The organism is Ralstonia sp. UBA689 (assembly GCF_002298975.1).
In the GTDB taxonomy this organism is placed as follows: domain Bacteria; phylum Pseudomonadota; class Gammaproteobacteria; order Burkholderiales; family Burkholderiaceae; genus Ralstonia.
Genome location: NZ_DBMV01000026.1, coordinates 19053 through 42241 on the forward strand (window position 1 = coordinate 19053; position 23189 = coordinate 42241).

The window sequence follows — 23189 nt, forward strand, 5'->3', positions numbered from 1 at the left end:
TCACTTCTTCTTTTGCTTCTCGGGCGGTGCCAACATCGTGCCACGACATTTCTTCGCGCCGCAACGGCATGCGAACTGTTCCTTGAGCGCCTTAGTCTGCTTGCCTTCGATCACCAAGCCGTAGTCGTAGAACAACTCTTCGCCGGGTTCAATGTCGCGCAGCGCGTGGATGAACACACGGCCGTCTTGCTCGCGCGCCTCGCAGTTCGGCTTGCAGGCGTGGTTGATCCAGCGCGCGCGATTGCCGCCGTACTTGGCGTCGATCACGCTGCCGTCTTCCAGGCTGAAGTAGAACGTGTGGTTAGGGTCAGTCGGGTCATGCGGATGGCGGCGCAGCGCCTCCTTCCACGAGATGTGCTCCCCCTTGTACTCGATGATCTTCTTGCCCTTGGCAATCGGCGCGACGGCATACACGCCGCGTCCGTGCACGCCCGACTCCCGCACCTCGATGCGATCGCGGCGGCGCAATTTGGCCAGCGCCTCCGGTGCGGGCGACAGGTCGGCCAGAACGGGTTTGGCGTCAGGATACAGGCGTGTCATGGGCGTCGGAAGTCAAACAGGGAACGTCGATCAGCGAAGCCGTGAGCCTACACCAAAAGCATGGCACCTCAACACGTGCCGCACCGCCTTGCCATCGGGCGAATGTGGATAACCTAGCCTGCCGCTGTGGATAACTACCAGCAAAGCCTGTTGGCTCTCTGTGGCTCCCCTGTCGATGGCGTGGGCACAAGTGACACCCCTGCCAACGGACAGAGCGGCAAAACCAGCAAGTCATCCACGTCGGGGCACACGCTGTACAAGCAGTTTTGCTTGCAACAAGTGCTTGAACAAAAAGCGCTTTTTCCAGTTATCCACAGAAAAGGAAGGGCATTATTTACTACTACTATCTGTATACATAAAGAAAAAGGTAAACCCATCGTTCGACTGCGTCGATCCTATCGACAACGCATCAACCAAGGCCGAACCAAAACAGCCGGAATGGATTCCGATGTGATTGGATCGCCTCGCAAAGCAAGCGCCATGCGGGTTTGCGGAACCTGCATGCCATGTGCGGTTACAAAGCTCACATGCCAGCGTCAAGCGCATGCCGGTATCATGTCGCCCGTGGAGCCATCCCCCGGAGGCTCTGATGTGTGTTTTATCTACTCTTGAAGGGAGTCAAGCAATGACGAAAACTGAACTGATCGACGCCATCGCCAGCGGCGTAGACGGTCTGACCAAGGCCAAGGCCGAGCAGGCACTGAACGTGACGCTGCAAGCCATCATGGAATCCGTTGGCAAGGGCGATGCGGTCAGCCTGATCGGCTTTGGTACCTTCAGCCAAGGTGAACGCGCCGAGCGCATGGCCCGTAACCCGCGCACCGGCGAAGAGATCAAGGTCGAAGCTGCCAAGACGGTCAAGTTCAAGGCCGGCCAAAAGTTCAAGGACGCCGTCAACGCCTAAGGTGATGGCGACCTTGGCGTGACCAGTGCGTCTGGGCGCGCCGACGACGTGGCATGCCACATGCATGCGTGACCAGCCCGCAGCGCTGGCGTACCACGTCGGAAGGCCTGTCTCCTCGTCAGGCCATCCCCTCCCCCAACCATGTCCCGCCCCCTCCAGCGCGTTCTGCGCATTGCCCTTCCGATCGTTCTGACTGCACCGGTGTTCTGGTTTGCCGGCTGTACGACGCCGCCCGCGCGTCCGCAAGCCGAACCGCTGCCCGACAACGAAGTCGTGCAGACCCGCCCCGGCGCAACGCCGCGCGAAAAGATGATCGAGATTGCCCTGACAGAATGGGATCGCTGGGGGCGTCAGGTGGTGCGCGTGGGTCGCGACGACACGTATTGCGTGGCCGGTGGAGGCTTTCCTGATCAGCCCCAGGGCCGCTGGCTGACCGCCGATGAACCGGCACCCGCCCCGTCCGATGAAGAAGCCGGCGCCGACACGCCGCTGCCCAACCCAGCCATCACTGCGTCAACACCTGCCCCTGCGCCGTGCCTGCGCTACCCGGACGGCACCGGCGGCGAGGCCACTGCACGCGGCTGCATGCTGGCCAAGCGCTATTGGGGCATCGTCGGCAAGACACCGAATTGCCAGCAACTGACCACCGGGGCCTGGGCATGGTCAGCCGTGTTCATCTCGTGGATCATGCGCAAGGCGGGTCTGCACAACGATCAGTTCCTTACCGGCGCTACGCATGCCGAATACGTGACCGACGTGCGTGATCACCTGCTTCGCCATCCCGCCTTCGTGCTTGAGCGTGCGCCGGCCGTGCCGCGCCCCGGCGACCTGATCTGTACCGCACGCGGCGCCGATCGCTTCATGTCCGACCCGGCCGAGATCCATGCGGGCATGACGCCCATGCACTGCGACCTCGTCGTCGAGCTTGACCCGATCCGCCATGAGGTCAAGGCAATTGGCGGCAATGTGCAGCAGTCTGCCTCGATGAGCATCATCGAGCTGAACGACGCGAACCAGGTGGAGCCGTACACGAACTCGGTCATGCAATGGCTGGTCGTCTTGCGCAACCAATTGCCCTGACAGCGCAGACGCTACGCAGTTTGACGTCCGGCGCGATTTAATTAACATGTGAATCACTAACGCGTTGGCAACCCGATCGGCGCTGCGACCAGGAGACAGGTCATGACGATGCTTTCGCTCTCTCCCGATGCTGGCGCGGACGAAGATGTAATCGCCGCCTTGCCCCGTGCTGTCGGCCGCATCGACCTTTCCTACCGTTCCTGATTCGAGTCTGACCTGATGACACGCATCTGCATCGTGGGCGCCGGCGCTGTCGGCGGCTATCTTGGCGCGAAGCTCGCACTGGCCGATCTACCCATCAACGTATTGGCTCGTGGTGCCACGCTTGAAGCACTGCAAACAAGCGGATTGCGCCTGACCGAGAACGACACCACACACACAGTGCCTGTGCATGCGGGCAATGACGCGCACGCACTTGGCGCGCAGGACGTGGTGATCGTTGCCGTCAAGGCACCAGCCATGGAAGCCGTCGCCCAAAGCATTGTCCCGCTCATCGGCCCGAACACCTCTGTGGTGGTGGCAATGAACGGTGTGCCATGGTGGTTTTTTGACCGACCAGGCCCGCTGCAAAATCACCGCCTGCAGTCGGTCGATCCGCACGGCCAGATTGCCAACGCAATTCCAACCAAGAATGTGCTCGGCTGTGTGGTGCATCTGACGTGTGCAACGTCTGCACCGGGGCACGTGCGTCACGGCTTCGGCAAACGGCTCATCCTCGGTGAACCGGCCGGTGGATCGTCATCGCGACTGGAAGCAATCAGCGCGTTATTCGAACGCGCCGGCCTGCAGATTGAACGCAGCGATGCTATCCAGCGTGACATCTGGTTCAAACTGTGGGGCAACATGACGATGAACCCAGTGTCGGTGCTCACGGGCGCGACGTGTGATCGGATTCTCGATGATCCGCTGGTCTCGGCTTTCTGCCTGGCGGTGATGGAAGAAGCGAAGATGATCGGCGCACGCATCGGCTGCCCGATCGAACAGAGCGGCGAAGAGCGCAGTGCCGTCACGCGTCAGCTTGGCGCGTTCAAGACGTCAATGTTGCAGGATGCGGAGGCCGGGCGCGGGCCGTTAGAGATCGACGCACTGGTGGCGTCGGTGCGAGAGATCGGCCAGCATGTGGGCGTGCCGACGCCGCAGATTGATGCGCTGCTGGGTCTGGTGCGCCTGCATGCCCGGACCCGCGGGCTTTACTGAAACAACAAGGCGGAACTACCGATACGTGAGCGTAAAGGTAGCGCTGCCGTTGGCGAAGCCGGGCGTGACGCTGCCAGCGGTTTGCACGTAGCGGGCCTTCAAAGGAATCGAATATTCCCCATCGGCATCGGCTACGCCCCCGTTGAAGCGCTCACCGATTTTGACCGGCTTGTCGTCGTAGAGGAGCTGGATGGCCACACCAGCGGCAGTGGCTGGGCCTTGGTCCAATTTCAGCATGCCCTGGTTGGCGTCATGTGCGGTGCCATCCAGCCGCACGTTGATGCTCGTACCTTTTGCGCAGTTCAGCGGAATCTTGAAAGCCTGTGTCCGGGAAGCAGTCGAGGTGCCTGGCCCTTGGAATGCAGCAGTGGACACGTCGCCCATCTTCACGTTAATTGCGGCGCTGCCAAGCGTGCAAGACACCGAGCTGACGTCAACAGAAGCGATGGTGATCCCGGCATCCGAGCGAAAACCTGTAGGACCTGTGCCCCTATACGTGTAGCCGCCCACCTTCCTCTCTATAATCGTGCCCGTACCGGTGGTCGCGGCCGTCTTGTAAAAGCGGACGAAGGCTTTGGCCACTATTGGCCCAAGAAACGAGCCCTCTAACGAGAAGGGCCTTTCGCAGAGAACGGGTTCATCGTCTCTGTAGCGCACCCACAAAATCTCATCGATACACCGATTGTTCGCATTCGAGCCTCTCGGCGTCGCGCCGACTGCAACGCCGATCCCCTCGATGTTGGTGGAGAACACGCTCACGCGATTGAACTCGCCCACGTAGCCGTTGGAGCGGAGAGCCCAGAGTCCCACCGACTCGGAGAAAATCCAGGGTTCATGCCAGCAATTGAAGATCGTCGTGGTGTCCGATGCGACCTCAGCAATGACTGCACCCACAGGTAAATCGCGCGGGACCACTATTGGTCCGGGTCGAACCAGTGTGTGATAGGTCTTAGTTTCGCACATGGCAAATGCACTCTTTGCCGCAATCAACATCAGGCCTGCTACTAGGCTTGCGCACCACACGCGCATGTTTTTGCTCCGCTCGTTATCGTCGGGCAAATAAAAACACGTGCGGCAAAGCGTGTGGCTAGGAATGGTCTGATTCTGCAAAGTCGGACGATGCACATGGTGCCTAGTTATTACCGCAGGGCCGTGTGAAAAAGGACGAACACGATCCATCGCCATGCCGGCGAGGATCGTGTTGAGCAGCAAACGCAGGAAGGAGAAAAGCGCGGCGAAACTTACGGCGCGAGCGCAGGATGCTTCAGCGCATGCGCGGTTTCGATCCACTGTTGGTGATACGCCGCGTCGTTGCGCTTGAGCCCGAGTTCACCGTTCTGATACGCCATCGCCAGGGCCTGTACCGCTTCGGGCAGTTCGTGCTCGGCTGCGTCTTGATATAGCGCCAGCGCGCGCGCCTCATCGCGGGGCACGCCGTCACCCTCGCGGTACGCATTGGCAAGCATGAACATCGCAGACGGAATACCGTGGCCCGCAGCATGATCGAACCAGTGCGCGGCCTGTGTCGCATCGGCAGCGGTGCCGTAACCGCTGCGGTACATGAGGCCGAGGTAATACGCAGCAGCGGCATCGCCCTTATCGGCCGATTGACGCAGTAGTCGCAGCGCGCGCGGGTAATCGCGCGCCACTCCGCCAGTGCCCAGCAGCAACGCCTTGCCGAGCGAAAGTTCTGCTCGCGCGTCGCTCGGTGCCGCCGTTTCCAGCCAGCGCATCCCTTCGTTACGCAACGTGCCGTCGTGCGCGCCGAGCAGCGCTTCGCCCAGTGCGGATTGCGCAGGAACGGAACCGCTGCGCGCCAATTGGCGCAGTTGCCGCAGCGCTTCGGGCTCCATTGCCTGGACCACCATCGCACGCCACGCTTCCAACTGCGTGGCGTCGACGCTCGGCGCCTGCCGCGCATGCGAAAGCCACCCGCCCACGGCAACGACGACGGCCAGGGCAGCGGCAACCGTCAGCATCGGTACGGACTGGCGCGGCGATTCAGCGGCCGGGGCATCGCCCCCCGTAGCCCATGCAGAACGAAGAGATGGCATGGTCGGCTCCTGCTTACTGCGTCAGGTCGATCTGGTACACCGCAAGGCCCTTGCCGCTGCCATCATCCGCCGCCACTTGCGTGACGTTGTTGATGCCCGCAGCAGTGGCATCGGCAACGTGGTTGGGCGCCGACGAGAACTGCACCAGCGCTACCGAACTCGCCAGCTTGGTGAAGCGCCAGCTACGCTGCGAGCCATTGGTTGCACGCTTCACGCTGCCAATCTTCTTGATGTAGCTGATGAGCACGTCGCGGTTGGCATCCGGCGATGCATAGATCGTCTTGCTGCCGTCCAGGCCCGGGAAATTGCCGCCGCCGCTTGCACGGTAGTTGTTGGTTGCCACGATGAACTGCGCCGCCGGGTCGAGCGCCACGCCCTTGTACAAGAGGTTCTTGATGCGGCTGCCCACCGGTTGTGTGACGTCGATTTCGTAGGTCAGGTCCGGCGTGGTGAACATGTCGAAGTTGTAGCCCGGGAACGTGTTCACCAGCTTCTGCACCGTCGCCTTGGTCGGATCGATGGTGTTGAAGCGCTTGGCCGCTGTCTCCAGCCAGTTCTTGATGTCGGAGCCCGCCACCTTCACCGCGTAGACCGTGTTCGGATACAGGTACAGATCGGCTGCGTTATTGATTGCCAGCGGGCCGGCCGTCACGTCGGTGAAATCTGTCCCGCCACCAAAGCCGCTCTTGAAAGGTGCGCTCACTGACAGCACCGGCAGCGATGCGTACTGCGGCAGGTTTGCCTGGATGTACGCCGACACGTAATCGGCCTGCGCCTGGTTGACGATCTCGATCGCGCCCGGGTCGCCCACGTCGGCAAAGTACGTGCTCATGTGGAAGTCGGTGCTGCCCACCGGCGTCTTCACATAGTTGATTGTCGCTTGGTGTTCCGCAGCAATCGCGGCGGAGACGGTCGGGTCGGCGGCCACATAGGTCTTGTCGGCGTTCTGGATCGAGCGCGCTTCCACCGTGGTCTGCGTCTTGTCGACAGCCCAGTTCGTGCCGTTGAACGTCAGGCCAAGCTTGATGACACCGAGGTGCTTGCCCCAGTAGTTCGCCATCACGGTCGGCACGCCGTTCACGGTGCCGGCCACCTTGTCCACACCCGGCAGGTTGAACTGGCTGACCGTGCTCTTCGCATCCGGGAAGAGCTGGTGCGAGTGGCCGATCAGCATGGCATCGATGCCCGGCACGGTGGAGAGCCACCAACTGCCGTTTTCCATCGTCGGCGAGTACGTCGAGTTATCCAGCCCGCCGTGCGAAATCGCGACCACCAGGTCGGCGCCCTTCGCGCGCATCTCGGGGATGTACTTGGCGGCGGTTTCCTTGATGCCGACGGTGTAGACCTTGCCGTCGAGCCAGCGCTTGTCCCAGCTAGTGATGGTGGGCGGCGTAAAGCTGATGATGCCGACCTTGACCGGCGCGCTCACGGTGCTGCCGTCCGGCGCCGTGGCCGTCACCGTCTTGGTGATGATGGTGTACGGCTGGAACAGCGGCGCGTTGGTCTTCGCGCTCATCACATTGGCCAGCACCTGCGGGAAGTTCGGGCCTGCGCACTTGGTCTGTGCGGAAGGATCGGGCATGCCGCCCACGTTGAAGGTGTTGCCCGTGACCTGCGACAGATACGGCAGGCCGTAGTTGAACTCGTGGTTGCCGATGCCGCCGCCGTCGTACTTGGCCGCGTTCATCACCTTGTAGATCGCCAGCGTCTGGTTGCAGGCGACGGGGCTCACCATGGCCTGGTAGTCCGACAGTGCGGTGCCCTGGATGGTGTCGCCGTTGTCCAGCAGCAGCGTGTTCGGGAACTGCGAGCGGGCCTGGCTGATGAGCGTCGATACGCGCTCGAAGCCAAAGGAGTTGTCGGCAGCGAGCTTGAAGTAGTCGTACGACAGCACGTTGGTGTGCAAGTCGGTGGTTTCCAGCACGGCCAGCGTGGCCTTGGTGCCGGTGGGCGCAGCGGCCGGCGTGGCGTTGCCGGTGGCAGCAGGGCTATCGTCGCCACCGCCGCAGGCAGCCAGCGACAGTGACAAGAATGCAGCAAGCGGCAACGCCGCCGAGTACAACGGTCGGACTCGCATGAACTTCTCCCTGAAGGTTCTTTTTTGGTATGCGGACTGCAGGACTACGAGACAGCGGGACTGCGAACTACGTGACGCGTGCGAGATCGTTTGCGCAACGCGAAAGGACTGCTGACTGAGCCGGGGGAACTCAGAGCCAGCGAGTATCGGAAGGGAGCATGACGAAGCCGTGACTGACCGATGACAATTCCGCGTGAACCTTACGGTTGAAGACGCGCGCCGGCTGCAGGTCTCCACCGAATGGGGGATCGTTGGGGCGAAAAAATCCGGGACGTTTCGTCAACAACGTTAGAATGAGCCCATTTTTCCGCGTAGCCGTTCTATGTCCCAGAAGAAAGCGCCGCTGTTCGAGATCCGCAGCGGCACCGTCGATGCCCTGCTGCTGTCGCCGCGCACCGCCGACATGGACGCCCTGGCCGCCGAACTCACGCGCCGCTTTGCCGACACGCCGGAGTTTTTCTCCAACGACGTGATCGCCATCGACGTGCGCCGATTGGCCGAGGACGAACGCCTGCCCATCGACCGTTTGGTGGAGACCCTCTCCACGCTGCGTGCCCGTGCCATCGGCGTGGTCGCCAGCCCCGAGCAGGCCGAATGGGCGCAAGCTTTTGGCCTGCCGCTGCTCGACAGCCACGGCCGTCGCCCGCGTGGCGAGAAGGACGACAAGGAAGCGTCGGAACCTGCCGCCGAAGCCGCACCGGCGCCGGCACCTGCAACCACCACTGCCCCTTCGGCCCCTTCAGCGCCTCCCGTTGAAGCCGTGGCCATGCAGCCTGGCACCATGATCATCGACCGCCCCCTGCGTTCCGGCCAGCGCATCTATGCGCGCGGCGACCTGGTCGTGCTCGACCTGGTGAGCGACGGCGCCGAGGTGATCGCCGAGGGCAATATCTACGTCTACGCTTCGCTGCGCGGCCGCGCGCTGGCGGGCGTCAAGGGCAACCTGGATGCACGCATCTTCTGCACGTGCCTGGAGCCCCAACTGATTTCCATCGCCGGCATCTACCGCACCGGCGAAACCCCGTGGCCGGAAGCCTTTGCCAGCAAGCCTGCGCAGATCCGGCTCGCGGACAACACGCTGGTTCTCGAACCGTTGCGGATGAAGTAACACGCCGAGTGCGTGCCGAGCGATTTAACTTTTTGAACTACGAGCCATGACCAAGATCATCGTTGTCACTTCCGGCAAGGGCGGCGTCGGCAAGACGACCACCAGTGCGGCGTTTTCCGCCGGCCTCGCGCTGCGCGGCCATAAGACCGCCGTCATCGACTTCGACGTCGGCCTGCGCAACCTCGACCTCATCATGGGCTGCGAGCGCCGCGTGGTGTATGACCTGATCAACGTGATCCACGGCGAGGCCAACCTGAACCAGGCCCTCATCAAGGACAAGAAGTGCGAGAACCTGTTCATCCTGCCCGCCTCGCAGACGCGCGACAAAGACGCCCTCACGCGTGAAGGCGTCGAGAAGGTGATCGAAGGCCTCAAGGAGATGGGCTTCGAATACATCGTCTGCGATTCGCCGGCCGGTATCGAATCGGGCGCGCTGATGGCGATGTACTTTGCCGACGAGGCCATCGTGGTGACCAACCCGGAAGTGTCTTCCGTGCGCGACTCCGACCGCATCCTGGGCATCCTGTCATCCAAATCGCGCCGCGCGGTGGAAGGTAAGGAACCAATCAAGGAACACCTGCTGCTCACGCGTTACAACCCGAAGCGCGTGTCGGAAGGCGAGATGCTGTCGCTGTCCGACATCCAGGAAATCCTGCGCATCAAGCTGATCGGCGTGATTCCGGAATCGGAAGCCGTGCTGCAGGCATCCAACCAGGGCCTGCCCGCCATCCACCTGGAAGGCTCCGATGTGGCCAACGCCTACCACGACGTGATCGACCGCTTCCTGGGCAAGGAGAAGGAACTGCGCTATGTCGAATACAACAAGCCCGGCTTTCTGCAGCGCCTGTTCGGCGGCGGCAAATAAGGAGGACACCATCCATGTCGATTCTGTCTTTCCTGCTGGGCGAGAAGAAGAAAACAGCAAGCGTCGCCAAGGAGCGCCTGCAGATCATCCTCGCCCATGAACGCACCGGTGGCGGTGCCCCCGCCGATTACCTGCCCGCGCTGCAGCGCGAGCTGGTGGCTGTGATTTCCAAGTACGTGAAGATCGGCAACGACGACATCAAGGTCAACCTCGAGCGCCAGGACAACCTGGAGGTGCTTGAGGTGAAGATCGAGATTCCGCAGGCGTAAGCCAGCGTCTTCGTTATCTGACGCGAATGATGCGGCCCGCCGATGCCTTTGGCGCGGCCGGCATCGGCCCCACGTAGGCGGCGCGCGGGCGGATCAATTGCCCTGCTGCGCGCTGCTCCAGCGCGTGCGCAACCCAGCCCGCTGTGCGCCCCGCCGCAAACAGGCCGAAGGCTGAACCCTCGGGCAAACCGAGCACACGCCGGGTGGCCACCAGCGCGAAATCCACCGACGGTCCATCGCCGGTTAGATCGGCCACGGCATCGATCACCGCTTGCAGCTGCTTGCGCGCCGCACCGGCCTTCGGCAGCCGTGCCAGGATGGCATCGGCACGTGGGTCCGCCTTGCGATACAGCGGATGCCCAAAACCCGGCAGCGTGTCGCCGCGATCCAGCCGACGGCGCAATGCTGTTGCCACCGACCGCTCCCCTTCCAGCTCGCTCAGCAGCGCTTCCACGCGCGCCGTGGTGCCGCCATGCCGGCCGCCGGTGAGGGCAGCCAGTCCTGCGCTGACCGCGGCTCCCAGGCTCGCGCCCGTGGAAGCAACCACGCGCGCCGCAAAGCTCGACGCATTGAGTTCGTGATCGGCGCATAGCACCAGTGCCACGCGGATGGCCTCGGCGGCGTGCGCGTCCAAGCCCCACGCCTGCTGGCATTGCAGGTGCACCGGTGCGGCATCCGGCGAGCGACCCAGCATGGCGGCAAACACGAGGCGCAACAGCGCACCGGCATCGCGCGCGGTGCGCTCGCTGTCCTGCCGCCACACGGCTTCATCCAATGCCGGCAGTGCGAGCGTGCACAACGCCATGCAGCGCTGGCGGATATCGACCTCGGCTAGCGAGGCCAGCGCGGCATACCAGCTCTTGGGCAGGACCGGCGCGGGCGTGTCGAAGGCCACCGCCTCATCGCATTGCCAGAGCCGGGCGGCAATGGCCTCCAGCGCGGCGTGCTCGGCCAGCTCCACAGCGGGGGCACCGCGATAGAACAACCGGCCGTGGTCGATGAGCGTGATGGCCGATTCCATCACCGGCAGGCCCCAGTCCAGCGCATGGCGCACCACTTGGCGCGGGCGGCGGCCGCCGGCGCGCTGATCGGCCAAGCGGGCCACGTCGGCCTCACGGTAGCGGCTGCCGCGTCCGTCGGGCGACGGGTACGCCGACAGCAGCCCTCGGCTTACATAGGCGTACAGCGTCGGGCGCGAGATGTGCAGGCGTTCAGCGGCTTCAGCGGCGTCGAGGTAGGTGGTCATCGGGCGGATGGATCGTGAAGGCGAAAGGCCATCGAGGTTGATCAGTCTAGTCAATGTTGACGCTATCGACAGCGCGGGTCTGTAATGCAGGCACACCTTCTCTGCGGAGTCTTGCCATGTCGTCATCGGTTGCTGAAGTGCAGACCATCACCCCGGCCAACGCGCTCGCCCAGTTGTGGTCCGTGCTCGGTCAACCTGACGATGCGCTCTCGCGCGTGACGCTGGCGGGCACCGAGCCGGCGCTGCCCTCCTCGTTTGCCGTGGGCACGCTGGCGCAAAGCACCATTGCCGCCGCCGCGCTGGCCGCCGCGCAGGTCGATACGCTACGCACCGGCCGCCAGCAAACCGTGTCGGTTGATATGCGGCACGCGGCGCTGGAGTTCCGCTCGGAGCGCTACTTCCGCGTCGCCGGCCAATTGCCGCCCGAGCCGTGGGACAAGATCGCCGGGCTCTACCGCTGCGGCGATGGCCGCTGGGTGCGTCTGCACACCAACTTCCCGCATCACCGTGACGGTGTGCTCAAGCTGCTCGGCTGCGCGTACGACCGCGATGCCGTGGCCGCCGCGCTGAGTCAATGGAAGGCCGAAGCCTTCGAGGACGCCGCCGCGCAGGCCGGCATGGTCGTCACCGCCGCGCGCGCGTTTGAAGAATGGGATCGCCACCCGCAAGGCATTGCCGTGGCCAGCCAGCCGCTCATGACGATCGAGCGCATTGGCGATGCACCGGCCCAGCCATTGCCGGCGCAGGCCGAGGGCCGGCCGCTGTCAGGCGTGCGCGTGCTGGACCTCACGCGCGTGATTGCCGGCCCGGTGAGCGGCCGTACGCTGGCTGCACACGGAGCGGATGTGCTGCTCATCACCGCGCCGCACCTGCCCGCGATTCCGCCGCTGGTGATTGACACGGGGCGCGGCAAGCGGTCCGCGCAACTCGATCTGCGTGATCCGGCCGGTGCCGAACAACTGCGCGCCCTGCTGCGTGATGCCGACATCTTCGTGCAGGGCTACCGCCCCGGCGGTGTGACCGCACTTGGCTTCAGCCCATCACAAGCCGCCGCCCTGCGCCCGGGCATCGTCTACCTGAGCCTGTGCGCGTACGGCCATGCCGGGCCGTGGGCGAATCGGCGCGGTTTCGATTCGCTGGTGCAGACCGCCAGCGGCTTCAACTGGGCCGAAGCCAATGCCGCTGGCGAGGCCAAGCCGCGCCCGCTGCCCGCCCAGGCACTGGACCACGCAGCGGGCTACCTGATGGCCGCCGGTGCCATGACGGCGCTTGCGCGTCGCATGACCGAGGGTGGCAGCTGGCACGTGCGAGTGTCGCTCGCGCAGACGGCGCAATGGCTGCGCAGCTTCGGCCGCATGGCCTACGGCTTTGATGCGCCCGACCCGCGCTATGAAGACATCGGCGCTTACCTGGAAACGACGCCGTCTGGTTTTGGGACGCTCACGGCGCTGCGTCACGCGGGGCAGCTCTCCGACACGCCGCCGCGCTGGACGCTGCCTAGCGTGCCGCTGGGGACGCACCCCGCGCGGTGGTAGCATTCGCGCCTACCGTTTTCTTTGCCCGCGCCTGATGCTCCGGGCGCACATGGCCCGCCGATGCTCAGTTACCGTCACGCCTTCCACGCCGGCAATCATGCCGATGTCCTCAAGCACGCCGTGCTTGTGCAGATGCTCGATTACCTCACGCAGAAGGACAAGCCGTTCTGGTACATCGACACGCATGCCGGCGCGGGCCTCTACGCGCTGGACCACGAATGGGCGCAGAAGAAGGCCGAGTTCGATACCGGCATCGGCCCCCTGTGGCGCGCGGCCGAAGCCGGCGAAACGCTGCCGCCCCTGCTCGACGCCTACCTCGATCAGGTGCGCGAGCTGAACCCGAATGGCGAACTGAAGCGCTACCCGGGCTCGCCGTGGCTGGCGTGGCAGATGCTGCGCGACGCCGATCGCCTGCGCCTGTTCGAGCTGCACAGCACCGAGATCAAGGTGCTGTCCAACAACTTCCGCGGTGCCGGACGCAAGGTCATGCTGTATGACGGCGATGGCTTTGCCGGCATCAAGGCGATCCTGCCGCCGCCGCCGCGCCGTGCGCTGGTGCTGATCGATCCGTCGTTCGAAGACAAGCAGGATTACGCCCGCACGGTGCAAGCCCTGCAGGACAGCCTGCAACGCTTTGCCACCGGCATGTATGCGATCTGGTATCCGCTCGTGCAGCGGCGTGAAGCCGCACAATTTCCTGCACGCCTGAAGCAGTTACGACCGACGGATTGGCTGCACGTCACGCTCACCGTCAAGCACCCGGTCGAGGGCGGCCTGGGCCTGCACGGCAGCGGCATGTTCATCGTCAACCCGCCGTGGACGCTGAAGGCGCAGTTGCAGGAAGCCATGCCCACGCTGGTGCGCCTGCTCGGCCAGGACGACGGCGCGAAGTTCACGCTGGAAGGGCAGACAAGCTGAGGTACCCCAGCGAGGATTGTTCGGATCGTCACCGAACAGATGAACGACCTTCTGGCCTAAGGCAGGGCGTGACTCACGCACGGTGAGTCGCTCCAGTTCTCATGTTCAGGCAGGCCCATGCCAGTGGGCCCGCCTGGCCAGGCAACGCAGTCAAGCGCTTCACGTTGTACCTGCTGCCTGGCGAAACAGGCGGATTGTGCAAATTCAATAAGATTTTGCAGATACTTGTCGGTCAAAGAAATAAATTAAATAACCGACATCAATTCAGCTTGTTTATTAGCTGATCAAAGTCAATCACTGTAGAAACATGAATAAAACCTTGTTAACCAAGGCAGGGCTTACTTTTGCCTTGATTTTCTCCATTCAGGCGACATTGGCCCAGTCCAACCCGGCGACTGAAAAATCGTTGATGGCCTATTTCAACCAGCGCACATCCTCGCAATTCACGGAGCCTTACCGAAATATCGTGCGCAATGGGGATGATCTTGAGCGCGTGATCGTTCAGCAGATTGGTCATGCCAAGCGCAGCATCGACGTGGCGGTGATGAGCATGACGCTGCCGAATATCGCACGTGCGCTGGTTGAGGCCAAGCAGCGAGGGGTCGCGGTTCGCGTTGTTCTTGACAACAGCAACAACCGCAACTGGATTGATCTCTCGACGGACGAGGTTGCTGCCTTGAGCGACAAGCAGCAGGAACTCTGGTTGGAGATCAATACCCTGGTCGATATCAACGGTGACGGTGAAATTTCCGACGAAGAACGCGCAGCCCGCGATGTGCCGACGCTGTTCACGCAAGCGAATATCCCGGTCATCGACGATACAAACGATGGCAGCAAGGGCTCGGGGCTGATGCACCACAAGTTCCTGGTCATTGATGGTGCGGTTGTCGTGAGCACCTCGGCCAATTTCACGCACAGCGGATTCTTTGGTGACTTTGGCTTACCCAATAGCAGGGGCAACGCAGAGAATCTCGTTGTTGTGAAGAGCGTGGAACTGGCGCAGCTCTATCAAGCCGAGTTCAATTATCTGTGGGGAGATGGCCCAGGCACCACCAAGCGAAGCAAGTTCGGCGTGCGCAAGCCTTATCGACCAGCACGCACAATTCAAACGGCCGATGGCAAGGTGCAGGTGCAATTTTCACCGTTCTCAAGATCCCAGTCGGACGATGCGACATCGTCCGGACTGATTGCCAGGACACTGTCCACCGCATCCTCCAGCATTGACATTGCAGCCTACGTTTTCACCGATGCGTGGGTGGCCGAGGCGCTGCGGCAAGCCCATACCCACCGCAATATCGCGCTGCGCGGTGCGATTGACCGAAGTTTCGTCTACTACGCCAGCAGCGCCACGCTCGACATGTGGGGTATCCGGCGATTCGATGCCAACTGTGAGCTGAAGCCGCAGACGCATCCGTGGGAAAAGGTGGCGACACACGTTGGCTACCCGTGGCTGCCCGAAGGCGACAAGTTGCACCACAAGATCGCCGTGATTGATCGCCGGACCGTGATCACGGGTTCGCATAACTGGTCCGCCGCTGCCAACAGGACCAATGACGAGAACCTGCTGGTGATCGAATCCCCTGCCCTGGCTGCGGAATTCCAGCAGGAGATGGATCGGCTGCATCAGAGCATGGTGTACGGACCGTCTTCACCGCTGCTGCGTCGTGCTGCCAAAGAACAGCAGCGTTGTGCCCTTGCACGTTGAGCTGGTAACCACCTGCCACCGGAAGAAGTCATGCGTGACACTTCCCTGCCACATGCGTGTGCTACGTAGTCGGGCGTATGCTTGAACATGCGCCGCCCAGGGCGGCGTGCCCCATCTGGCAGGACGGCAGGAGCAGGACACCATGAGCGAACGTGACGCAGCGCGGCAGGCGCGGCTGCAGGAAGACCTCCTCGACACGCTGGACGAGGAGTTGGAGATGGAAATCGACGACCACCGGCTCGACGGTGGCGAGAGCATCAGCGAAGAAGCCCGCGAAACGCGGCGCATGTACTTCCGCGAGCTGTTCCGCCTGCAGGGCGAGCTCGTCAAGCTGCAGGACTGGGTGATCGAGACCGGCCACCGGCTGGTGGTGATCTTCGAGGGGCGCGATGCCGCCGGCAAGGGCGGCGCCATCAAGCGCATCACGCAGCGGCTGAACCCGCGCGTGTGCCGCGTGGCCGCCCTGCCCGCGCCCACCAACCGCGAACGCACGCAGTGGTACTTCCAGCGCTACGTGGCGCACCTGCCCGCCGCCGGCGAGATCGTCCTGTTCGACCGCAGTTGGTACAACCGCGCTGGCGTCGAGCGCGTGATGAGCTTCTGCACCGACGAGGAATACGAAGAGTTCTTCCGCTCCGTGCCCGAGTTCGAGAAGATGCTCGTGCGCTCGGGCATCCAGATCGTCAAATACTGGTTCTCGGTGACGGACGAAGCGCAGGAAGTGCGTTTCCAGAGCCGCATCGACGATCCGCTCAAGCAGTGGAAGCTGAGCCCCATGGATCTGGAAAGCCGCCGCCGCTGGGAAGACTACACGCGCGCCAAGGAAGTCATGCTCGAGCGCTCGCACATTCCCGAATCGCCATGGTGGGTGGTGCTGGCCGATGACAAGAAGCGCGCGCGTCTGAACTGCATCCACCATCTGCTGAACCAGGTGCCCTATCACCCGGTGCCGCATCCGGCGGTGCAGCTGCCCGAGCGTGTGCACCACGCGGAATATATCCGCCACCCGGTGCCGGAAGAGATGATCGTCCCGAACGTCTACGGATAGCAGGCGAGGCCCCCCGCTCACAGCGTCAAGCGGATCTCGAACCCGGGCACGAGCGCTTCACCGTCGCCCGGGGTTACGTCCAATCGGGTGACCAGGGCGCCGTTGGGGCCCTCCCACATCCATTCCTGCATGCTCAGCACCAAGGCCTCGGGGCCGGCCAGGAAGGCCTCGACGGCGCCATCGCGGCGGTTGCGCACCCAGCCGCGCAGGCCCAACGCCCGGGCCATGTCGGCACAGGCGGCCCGGTAGCCCACGCCCTGTACGCGACCCTGTACGGTGACGATCACTTGGGCAATAGCAGACATGGCGGCTCCGGAAGACGGCGGATGGCGAGTTGGGAGGACGATGACGAACCAGCGCGATTGTTACTGTCGCATCTCTGTCACATTTCTGGAATGTGACGCAGGCAGACTGACAACCGCACGGCGGGATCGGGCGCTACGCAAGGTAAACTAGGCGGCTTGCCGCCAGGTGCCAAGCGCCTCTCTCGGCCATCCACGCCACGTACCGCGCCTTGACCTCGACGGCGCGATTTTCGCAAGCGTTCTGTCCCGGTTATCCACGATGCAGCAAAACGACAACGAAACCACCATCCGGGGCCGCTTTGGTACCAACCTTGGGGTCAACTTCGGCAGCCTGTTGACGGCGCCGCCCAATCGCTTCGACCTGGCGCTGCTGCCCATCATCCTGGCGGCCATCGTGCTGGTGGCCTTTGCCGCCAAGCAGATGAACGTGCCCTACACGCCGGGCGAGCAGTTGGATGTGAGCCTGGACGTGGCCCAACTGCCCTACTACCTGCTGCGCACCAGTATCCGCATGCTGCTGGCGTTGGGCGCGTCGCTGGCGTTCTCCTTTGCGTTTGCGGCCATTGCGTCCAGAAACCGCACGGCCGAGAAAGTGATGGTGCCGGCGCTGGATATCCTGCAATCGATTCCGGTGCTGGGTTTCCTGTCGATTACCGTCACGGGCTTCATCGCGCTGTTCCCGGGCAACCTGGTGGGCGTGGAGTGCGCGGCCATCTTCGCCATCTTCACGTCGCAGGCGTGGAACATGGCGTTCTCGCTGTACCAATCGTTCCGCACCATCCCGACTGACCTGGAAGAGGCGGCCACGGTGTTCCGCCTGTCCAAATGGCAGCGTTTCTGGCGCCTGGAAGTGCCGTTTGCCATGCCGGGCCTACTGTGGAACATGATGATGTCGATGTCGGGCGGCTGGTTCTTCGTGGTGGCCTCCGAGGCCATCTCGGTGTCGGGCCACGACATCAAGCTGCCGGGCATCGGCTCGTACATCTCGCTGGCGATCGCCCAGCAGAACCTGCCGGCCATCGGCTGGGCCATCCTGGCCATGCTGATCGGCATCCTGCTGTATGACCAGCTTCTGTTCCGCCCGCTGATTGCCTGGGCAGACCGCTTCCGCTTCGACGCGATGTCGTCCGAGCGCGAACCGCAATCGTGGCTGCTGGACCTGCTGCGCCGCTCCGAATGGGTCAAGGCGCTGCTTGAGCGCACCGCCGCGCTGGCCGAGCGCACGCTGGCCTGGGGCGCCGAGCGCACGCGGCCTACGGCCTCCAACAGCAACGGCTTCGCCCGCTTCCGCTGGTCCAACCGTGTGGCCGACGTGATCATCCTGCTGGCCGCGCTGGCGGCGGTCTGGCACATCCTGCAGTTCGTGCGTTCCGAGGTGGGCTGGGCCGAGGTCGGCCGTGTGGTCTGGCTGGGCGTGCTGACCATGACGCGCGTGCTGCTGCTGATTGCCCTGGCTGCGGTGATCTGGGTGCCGATCGGCATCCGCATCGGCCTGAACCCCAACGTAGCGCGTATTGCCCAGCCGGTGGCGCAGTTCCTGGCGGCATTCCCGGCCAACCTGATGTTCCCGCTGGTGGTGATGTTCATCGCACGCTTCTCGCTCAACCCGGACGTGTGGCTGTCGCCGCTGATGATTTTTGGGACGCAGTGGTACATCCTCTTCAATGTGATTGCCGGTGCGTCGGGCATCCCCATGGAACTGCGCCTGGCCGCCCGCAACTTCGGCCTGCGCGGCTGGTTGATGTGGAAGCGCTTCCTGATCCCGGCGGTATTCCCCAACCTGCTCACGGGCCTGGTGACGGCCGCCGGCGGGTCGTGGAACGCCAGCATCGTCTCCGAATACGTGACGTGGGGTGACCGCACGCTGGTCGCCACAGGCCTGGGCAGCTACATCGCCGAGATGACATCGAAGGGTGACTTCCCGCGCATTGCGCTGGGCATTGTCGTGATGAGCTTGTTCGTGGTCGGTTTCAACCGGCTGCTGTGGAACCGGCTGTACCAGATTGCGCAAGAGCGCACCCGCCTGTAAGACGAAGACGACTTTTCAGCAGAGAACACATCATGGGCACCATCGGCGAATCCGTCATCGAATTGCGCGGCGTCTCGAAGATCTTCCGCACGGCAGACCACACCGACCGCGCCGTGCTTGAAGGCGTGGACCTCAACCTGCGCCAGGGCGAGATCGTCGCCATGCTGGGCAAATCGGGCTCGGGCAAATCGACCCTGCTGCGCATCATGGCGGGCCTCGTGCGTGCAGACCGCGGCCAGGTGCTGTTCCGCGGCCGTGAATATTCCGGCCCCGTGCAGGGCATTGCGATGGTGTTTCAGTCGTTCGCGCTATTTCCGTGGCTGACCGTGCAGCAGAACGTTGAGCTGGGCCTGGAAGCGCAAGGGGTACCCAAGGCTGAGCGCGAAGAACGCGCCGAGCAGGCCATCGACCTGATCGGCCTGTCGGGCTTCAACAGCGCCCTGCCGCGCGAACTCTCGGGCGGCATGCGCCAGCGCGTGGGCATTGCGCGCGCGCTCGTCACCGAGCCTGACCTGCTGCTGATGGACGAAGCGTTCTCCGCGCTGGACGTGTTGACCGGCGAGAACCTGCGCGACGAAATGCTCGACCTGTGGGAAGACCGCCGCACCAATATCAAGAGCATCCTCATCGTCTCGCACAACATTGAAGAGGCGGTGATGATGGCCGACCGCATCGTCATCCTCTCCAGCGATCCGGGGCGCATCCGCGCCGAAGTGCGTGTGCCTTTCGCGCGCCCGCGCAACCGCGATTCCGCCGCCGTGCGCAACCTCATCGACGAGGTGTACGGCCTGATGACCTCGCCCGAGCGCGTGGGCGTGCACGTGGGCGCCGAATCCGCTGCGCAGCAACTGGCCTACCGCCTGCCGGAAGCCGAGATCGGCCAGATGGAGGCCATTCTGGACCTGCTGGTGGAAGCCCCGTTCAACGGCCGCGCCGACCTGCCGCACCTGGCCGAAGAAGCCGGCGTGACCGACGACGATCTGCTGCCTGCCTGCGAGGCGCTGGCCCTGCTGCAACTGGCCACCATCGAGCGTGGCGACATCATCGTCACCCCGTTCGGCAAGACCTACATGGAAACCGAGCCGCCCGAACGCAAGGTGCTGTTCGGCCAAAAGCTGCTCGAACAGGTGGCCCTCGCCTCGCACATCCGCACCGAACTGGACGCCAATGAAGACGGCGAGATCCGCGAAGAGCAGGTTCTGCGCGAGCTGGAGGCCTACCTCAAGCCCGAAGAAGCCGAGCGCGTGCTCAAGATCGGCATTGAATGGGGCCGTTACGGCGAGGTGTACGAGTATGTGTACAACACCGGCATGCTGACCCTGCCGCGCGAGGAGCGGGAGGAACGGGAAGAGCGTGAAGCGGAAGGTGGGGACGGATCGGCTGCCGCATAAGGCCGCCCCGGCGGCGCTGACCGCCAGAAAGAAGAGCCGCGCTGTGCGGCTCTTTTCATGTTGGGGCTTTGATCTCTTGCGATGTGGTGACGCGCCCGCCTGCCGATACGGCGGCGACCATCCACTGCCGGAATCCGCGCAGAAGCACTACTGCGCCGGCTTATCGCTACGGGCCCTCAGATTCGCCCGCAGTGCCTCGCTCATCGGCATATTCAGGTTCGCACCGGCTGGCGGAATGGGCGATTCAAACCACTTTTTGTAGAGCCCCGTAAATTCTCCGGATTTCATGAGCCGCGTGAGGGTTCCATCTACAAGCTTCTTAAACTCCGCGTCGTCCTTGCGGACCATGCAGGCATACGGCTCCACCTGCAAGGTATCTCCCACGATTTCAAGCGAAGCGGGGTTTGTCGAATTGGCACGCATGCCGAACTCCAGCACGTCGTCCAAGGCCAATGCCGACGCGCGACCGCTTTCCACGAGCTGCATGGCCTCCGCGTAGTCCTTGCCGAAGACGATCTGGACATCGATGTTGTGGTCGGCGGCGTATTTTCGCAGCACCTTTTCGTTCGTGCTGCCGGCAGTGCTGGCGACCGTTTTCTTCGACAGGTCTGCGTAGCTGCTGATGCCGGAATCCCGCTTGGTCAGCAGACGCGTGCCTGCGTAGAAGAAGTTGATCGAGAAGGCCACCTCCTTGCCGCGCGCGCTGGTATTGGTGGTCGATCCGCACTCCAAATCGTACGTTCCGTTGACCAGCAGCGGAATGCGATTCTGTCCGGTCACGGGGAGGTAGTCGACCTTGAGAAACGGCTTCTTCAACCGGCTGCGCACATCGTCAACGATGGCTTGCGTCAGGTCGACGGAAAAGCCAACGGCTTTATGCGGGCCGAGCAAGTAGCTGAACGGAACGGCCGCCTCGCGATAGCCGACCGTGATCTTGTCCGTCGCAGCGACCTTTTCCAGCGTTTGAGCATGTACACCTGCCATCCCGACCGAAAGGCCAGCCACGATGAGGGCAGAGGCGATTGTGCAAATCGGCTTCATTTTTCTTCTCCGTGGAAACGTCCCGCGCGCGCTGTAGGCTTGTCGCGGCTACAAACCCCTGTTCTGACTCTAGGCGCTATTCCGATCCCGTCATTGAGCCAGGTCAACCGCTATGAAGCGGCGCGACCATCCGACCGGTGGCCCTTCAGGGCCGGTGCGGCGGGTGTATGAGCACATGTAGCGCGTCGGCATGACCCTGCCGCGCACGAAAAGGAACAGGCCGAGAGCGCCTCACGGCCTGGTCGTAGCTGTCGGCGCCTTATCGTTGCGCGAAGAGGTTGATGTGACCTGCCCCCGGAGATTAGTACGCTGACGATGTAGAGTCCGTTTCGAAGAGGAGCGGTCATGAAGAAGCGATTTACCGAAGAGCAGATTAGGACCTGCTGTCCCGAAAGTAGCAAGCCCGCAGGCCAAGCGTGAAACGGTCCAGATATTGATGACCGAACGCGCTATGGTGTCACCCGGGCCTGCGGGCCGGTAGGGATTTCGCGCTCGCTGTTCCACTACGAATCGCGCCGCCGAATTGACGATGAAGCGCTGACTGGTCGGATGATGGCCATCGCTGCGCAGAAGCGCCGCTACGGCTATCGCCGGATTCACGTGCTGTTGCAACGGGAGGGCTGGCTGGCCAACCACAAGCGCATCTGGCGCCTGTACAGCAAGGCGGGGCTGAGCGTGCGCAAGCGGCGACGCAAGCGCATTGCTGCCGTCGAACGCAAGTCGCTGTCGCTGCCAACCGGCCCGAACCAGAGCTGGTCGATGGACTTCGTTTCCGACGGGCTGGCCTACGGTCGGCGGTTTCGATGCCTGAATGTGATCGACGATTACACGCGCGAGTGCCTGGTCATCGAGGTTAACACCTCGTTGCCGGGCTTACGGGTCAAGCTAGTGCTGGAACTGCTGAAGGAGATGCGGGGCTTGACCGTGTCCATCACGGTGGATAACGGTCCGGAGTTCGCTGGTAAGGTGCTGGATGCATGGGCCTGCGAAGCGGGCGTCACGCTGTCGTTCATCAGGCCAGGCAAGCCAGTGGAGAACGCCTACATTGAGAGCTTCAACGGGCGGTTCCGCGATGAATGCCTGAATGAGCACTGGATCGTCTCAATGCGCCACACCAGGCAGCTGATTGAGGAATGGCGTATCGAGTACAACACCGAGCGGCCTCATCGTTCGCTTGGCTACCTGACCCCGGCGCAGTTCGCACTGGTATATGAGAAGAAAGAGTTTCTAACCTCGGACTCTACCTGCGCTTCGTACACCAGGTTCGCACAACGCACGATCAGGACGCGAAGGCACACCTGATCGAAAGGCTAACCCGCTATCGAACGAATGCACCGCGCCGGGTTCCCTCCGACCAGGCTATTCGGAGGAACGTCCTTGGTGACGACCGCGCCCGCCGCGATCCAGACGTTTCGCTCAATCACGATGCGCTTTCCGACGGTGACGGATCGGCGCTGCGAAGGCTCCAGGGGATGGCCCGTTGTGATGATGCTGACATTCGGCCCGATCATCACGTCGTCTGCGATGTGGCGTCCACCCAAGTCGTAGAAGGTGCAGTTCTGGTTGATGAAGACATTGCGCCCTACGCGAATTTCGTCTCCGCCGGCGGTAAAGAACGGAGGAATCAGTACAAAGCTCGCGTCTACCGGCTGGCCGATGAGTTCGCTGAACACGGCACGCACTTCGTCGGCATCGTTGAACGTCAAACGGTTAAGCGCGGCGGTGAGCGCCCCCGCTCTTTTGACATTGGCCACCATCTTCGCTGATTCGGGCGTTCGCCCGCGGACTATCGTGGTGCGATCATCTTGGGTCATTTGGGGTTGTTGTATCTATCCACATTGCGCTGGAGGATGCCATTGTCCGATGGCCTCCACCCG

21 protein-coding genes are annotated in these 23189 nt (G+C 63.0%); 13 read left to right on the top strand and 8 right to left on the bottom strand.

All coding sequences use genetic code 11. The features are described from left to right. On the bottom strand, positions 1–540 hold the full coding sequence (locus B4F51_RS12460; protein WP_296225917.1) for an SET domain-containing protein: 540 nt from the start codon (positions 538–540) through the stop codon (positions 1–3). A gap of 625 nt (positions 541–1165) precedes the next feature. Here B4F51_RS12460 and B4F51_RS12465 point away from each other — a divergent pair. The 3 genes from B4F51_RS12465 (at position 1166) to B4F51_RS12475 (ending at position 3721) form a co-directional block, all read left to right on the top strand. After that, positions 1166–1444 (top strand): HU family DNA-binding protein, encoded by a 279-nt coding sequence (locus B4F51_RS12465; protein ID WP_004628548.1) that lies wholly within the window; start codon positions 1166–1168, stop codon positions 1442–1444. 141 nt (positions 1445–1585) lie between these two features. After that, on the top strand, positions 1586–2524 hold the full coding sequence (locus B4F51_RS12470; RefSeq protein WP_296225920.1) for a DUF2272 domain-containing protein: 939 nt from the start codon (positions 1586–1588) through the stop codon (positions 2522–2524). Positions 2525–2743: 219 nt separating this feature from the next. After that, a complete protein-coding gene (locus B4F51_RS12475; RefSeq protein ID WP_296225922.1) occupies positions 2744–3721 on the top strand; it encodes a 2-dehydropantoate 2-reductase in 978 nt (325 codons plus the stop codon). A gap of 15 nt (positions 3722–3736) precedes the next feature. On the opposite strand, the gene B4F51_RS12480 is transcribed toward B4F51_RS12475, so the two are convergent. The 3 genes from B4F51_RS12480 to B4F51_RS12490 are packed head-to-tail and all read right to left on the bottom strand — an operon-like array spanning position 3737 to position 7852. After that, a complete protein-coding gene (locus tag B4F51_RS12480; protein WP_296225923.1) occupies positions 3737–4933 on the bottom strand; it encodes a fimbrial protein in 1197 nt (398 codons plus the stop codon). A 29-nt stretch (positions 4934–4962) separates the two neighbouring features. Further along, the gene (locus B4F51_RS12485) at positions 4963–5775 is read right to left on the bottom strand and encodes a tetratricopeptide repeat protein (protein WP_296225925.1); all 813 of its coding nucleotides are present in this window, start codon (positions 5773–5775) and stop codon (positions 4963–4965) included. A gap of 13 nt (positions 5776–5788) precedes the next feature. Next, entirely contained in the window at positions 5789–7852 is a 2064-nt protein-coding gene (locus tag B4F51_RS12490) for a bifunctional 2',3'-cyclic-nucleotide 2'-phosphodiesterase/3'-nucleotidase (RefSeq protein WP_296225926.1), read from the bottom strand. Positions 7853–8174: 322 nt separating this feature from the next. Between B4F51_RS12490 and minC the strand changes: the two genes are divergently transcribed. From minC to minE, 3 genes are read left to right on the top strand one after another with little or no spacing between them, the layout of a single operon-like run. Then, a complete protein-coding gene (gene minC / locus B4F51_RS12495) occupies positions 8175–8960 on the top strand; it encodes a septum site-determining protein MinC (protein ID WP_296225928.1) in 786 nt (261 codons plus the stop codon). Positions 8961–9006: 46 nt separating this feature from the next. Next, positions 9007–9825 carry a septum site-determining protein MinD gene (minD, locus tag B4F51_RS12500; protein ID WP_232041433.1) on the top strand — a complete coding sequence of 273 codons (819 nt, stop codon included), beginning with the start codon at positions 9007–9009 and terminating at the stop codon, positions 9823–9825. Between the two features lie 14 nt (positions 9826–9839). Continuing rightward, positions 9840–10094 (top strand): cell division topological specificity factor MinE, encoded by a 255-nt coding sequence (minE, locus tag B4F51_RS12505; protein ID WP_147214336.1) that lies wholly within the window; start codon positions 9840–9842, stop codon positions 10092–10094. A gap of 13 nt (positions 10095–10107) precedes the next feature. Here the strand turns inward: minE and B4F51_RS12510 are convergent, their stop codons facing one another. Further along, positions 10108–11340 (bottom strand): citrate synthase family protein, encoded by a 1233-nt coding sequence (locus tag B4F51_RS12510; protein ID WP_296225936.1) that lies wholly within the window; start codon positions 11338–11340, stop codon positions 10108–10110. Positions 11341–11456: 116 nt separating this feature from the next. On the opposite strand from B4F51_RS12510, the gene B4F51_RS12515 reads away from it, so the two are divergent. The 4 genes from B4F51_RS12515 to ppk2 all read left to right on the top strand — a co-directional run bounded on the left by B4F51_RS12515 (position 11457) and on the right by ppk2 (position 16546). Next, positions 11457–12875, top strand: a complete 1419-nt coding sequence (locus B4F51_RS12515) for a CoA transferase (RefSeq protein WP_296225938.1) — start codon at positions 11457–11459, stop codon at positions 12873–12875. Between the two features lie 60 nt (positions 12876–12935). Beyond that, a complete protein-coding gene (locus B4F51_RS12520; RefSeq protein ID WP_296225941.1) occupies positions 12936–13793 on the top strand; it encodes a 23S rRNA (adenine(2030)-N(6))-methyltransferase RlmJ in 858 nt (285 codons plus the stop codon). Between the two features lie 307 nt (positions 13794–14100). Continuing rightward, a complete protein-coding gene (locus B4F51_RS12525) occupies positions 14101–15498 on the top strand; it encodes a phospholipase D-like domain-containing protein (RefSeq protein WP_296225943.1) in 1398 nt (465 codons plus the stop codon). Positions 15499–15640: 142 nt separating this feature from the next. Continuing rightward, positions 15641–16546 (top strand): polyphosphate kinase 2, encoded by a 906-nt coding sequence (ppk2, locus tag B4F51_RS12530; protein WP_296225945.1) that lies wholly within the window; start codon positions 15641–15643, stop codon positions 16544–16546. 17 nt (positions 16547–16563) lie between these two features. On the opposite strand, the gene B4F51_RS12535 is transcribed toward ppk2, so the two are convergent. After that, on the bottom strand, positions 16564–16851 hold the full coding sequence (locus B4F51_RS12535; protein WP_296225947.1) for an acylphosphatase: 288 nt from the start codon (positions 16849–16851) through the stop codon (positions 16564–16566). A gap of 259 nt (positions 16852–17110) precedes the next feature. Between B4F51_RS12535 and B4F51_RS12540 the strand changes: the two genes are divergently transcribed. Then, positions 17111–18880 (top strand): ABC transporter permease, encoded by a 1770-nt coding sequence (locus tag B4F51_RS12540; RefSeq protein WP_296225949.1) that lies wholly within the window; start codon positions 17111–17113, stop codon positions 18878–18880. A gap of 32 nt (positions 18881–18912) precedes the next feature. Then, the gene (locus tag B4F51_RS12545; protein ID WP_296225950.1) at positions 18913–20271 is read left to right on the top strand and encodes a nitrate/sulfonate/bicarbonate ABC transporter ATP-binding protein; all 1359 of its coding nucleotides are present in this window, start codon (positions 18913–18915) and stop codon (positions 20269–20271) included. A gap of 147 nt (positions 20272–20418) precedes the next feature. On the opposite strand, the gene B4F51_RS12550 is transcribed toward B4F51_RS12545, so the two are convergent. After that, the gene (locus B4F51_RS12550; protein ID WP_296225951.1) at positions 20419–21312 is read right to left on the bottom strand and encodes an amino acid ABC transporter substrate-binding protein; all 894 of its coding nucleotides are present in this window, start codon (positions 21310–21312) and stop codon (positions 20419–20421) included. Positions 21313–21744: 432 nt separating this feature from the next. On the opposite strand from B4F51_RS12550, the gene B4F51_RS12555 reads away from it, so the two are divergent. Then, positions 21745–22614, top strand: coding sequence for an IS3 family transposase (locus B4F51_RS12555; RefSeq protein ID WP_296225975.1), 870 nt, complete (start codon positions 21745–21747; stop codon positions 22612–22614). A gap of 8 nt (positions 22615–22622) precedes the next feature. On the opposite strand, the gene B4F51_RS12560 is transcribed toward B4F51_RS12555, so the two are convergent. Continuing rightward, positions 22623–23126 carry a sugar O-acetyltransferase gene (locus B4F51_RS12560; protein WP_296225952.1) on the bottom strand — a complete coding sequence of 168 codons (504 nt, stop codon included), beginning with the start codon at positions 23124–23126 and terminating at the stop codon, positions 22623–22625. Positions 23127–23189 lie beyond the last annotated feature (63 nt).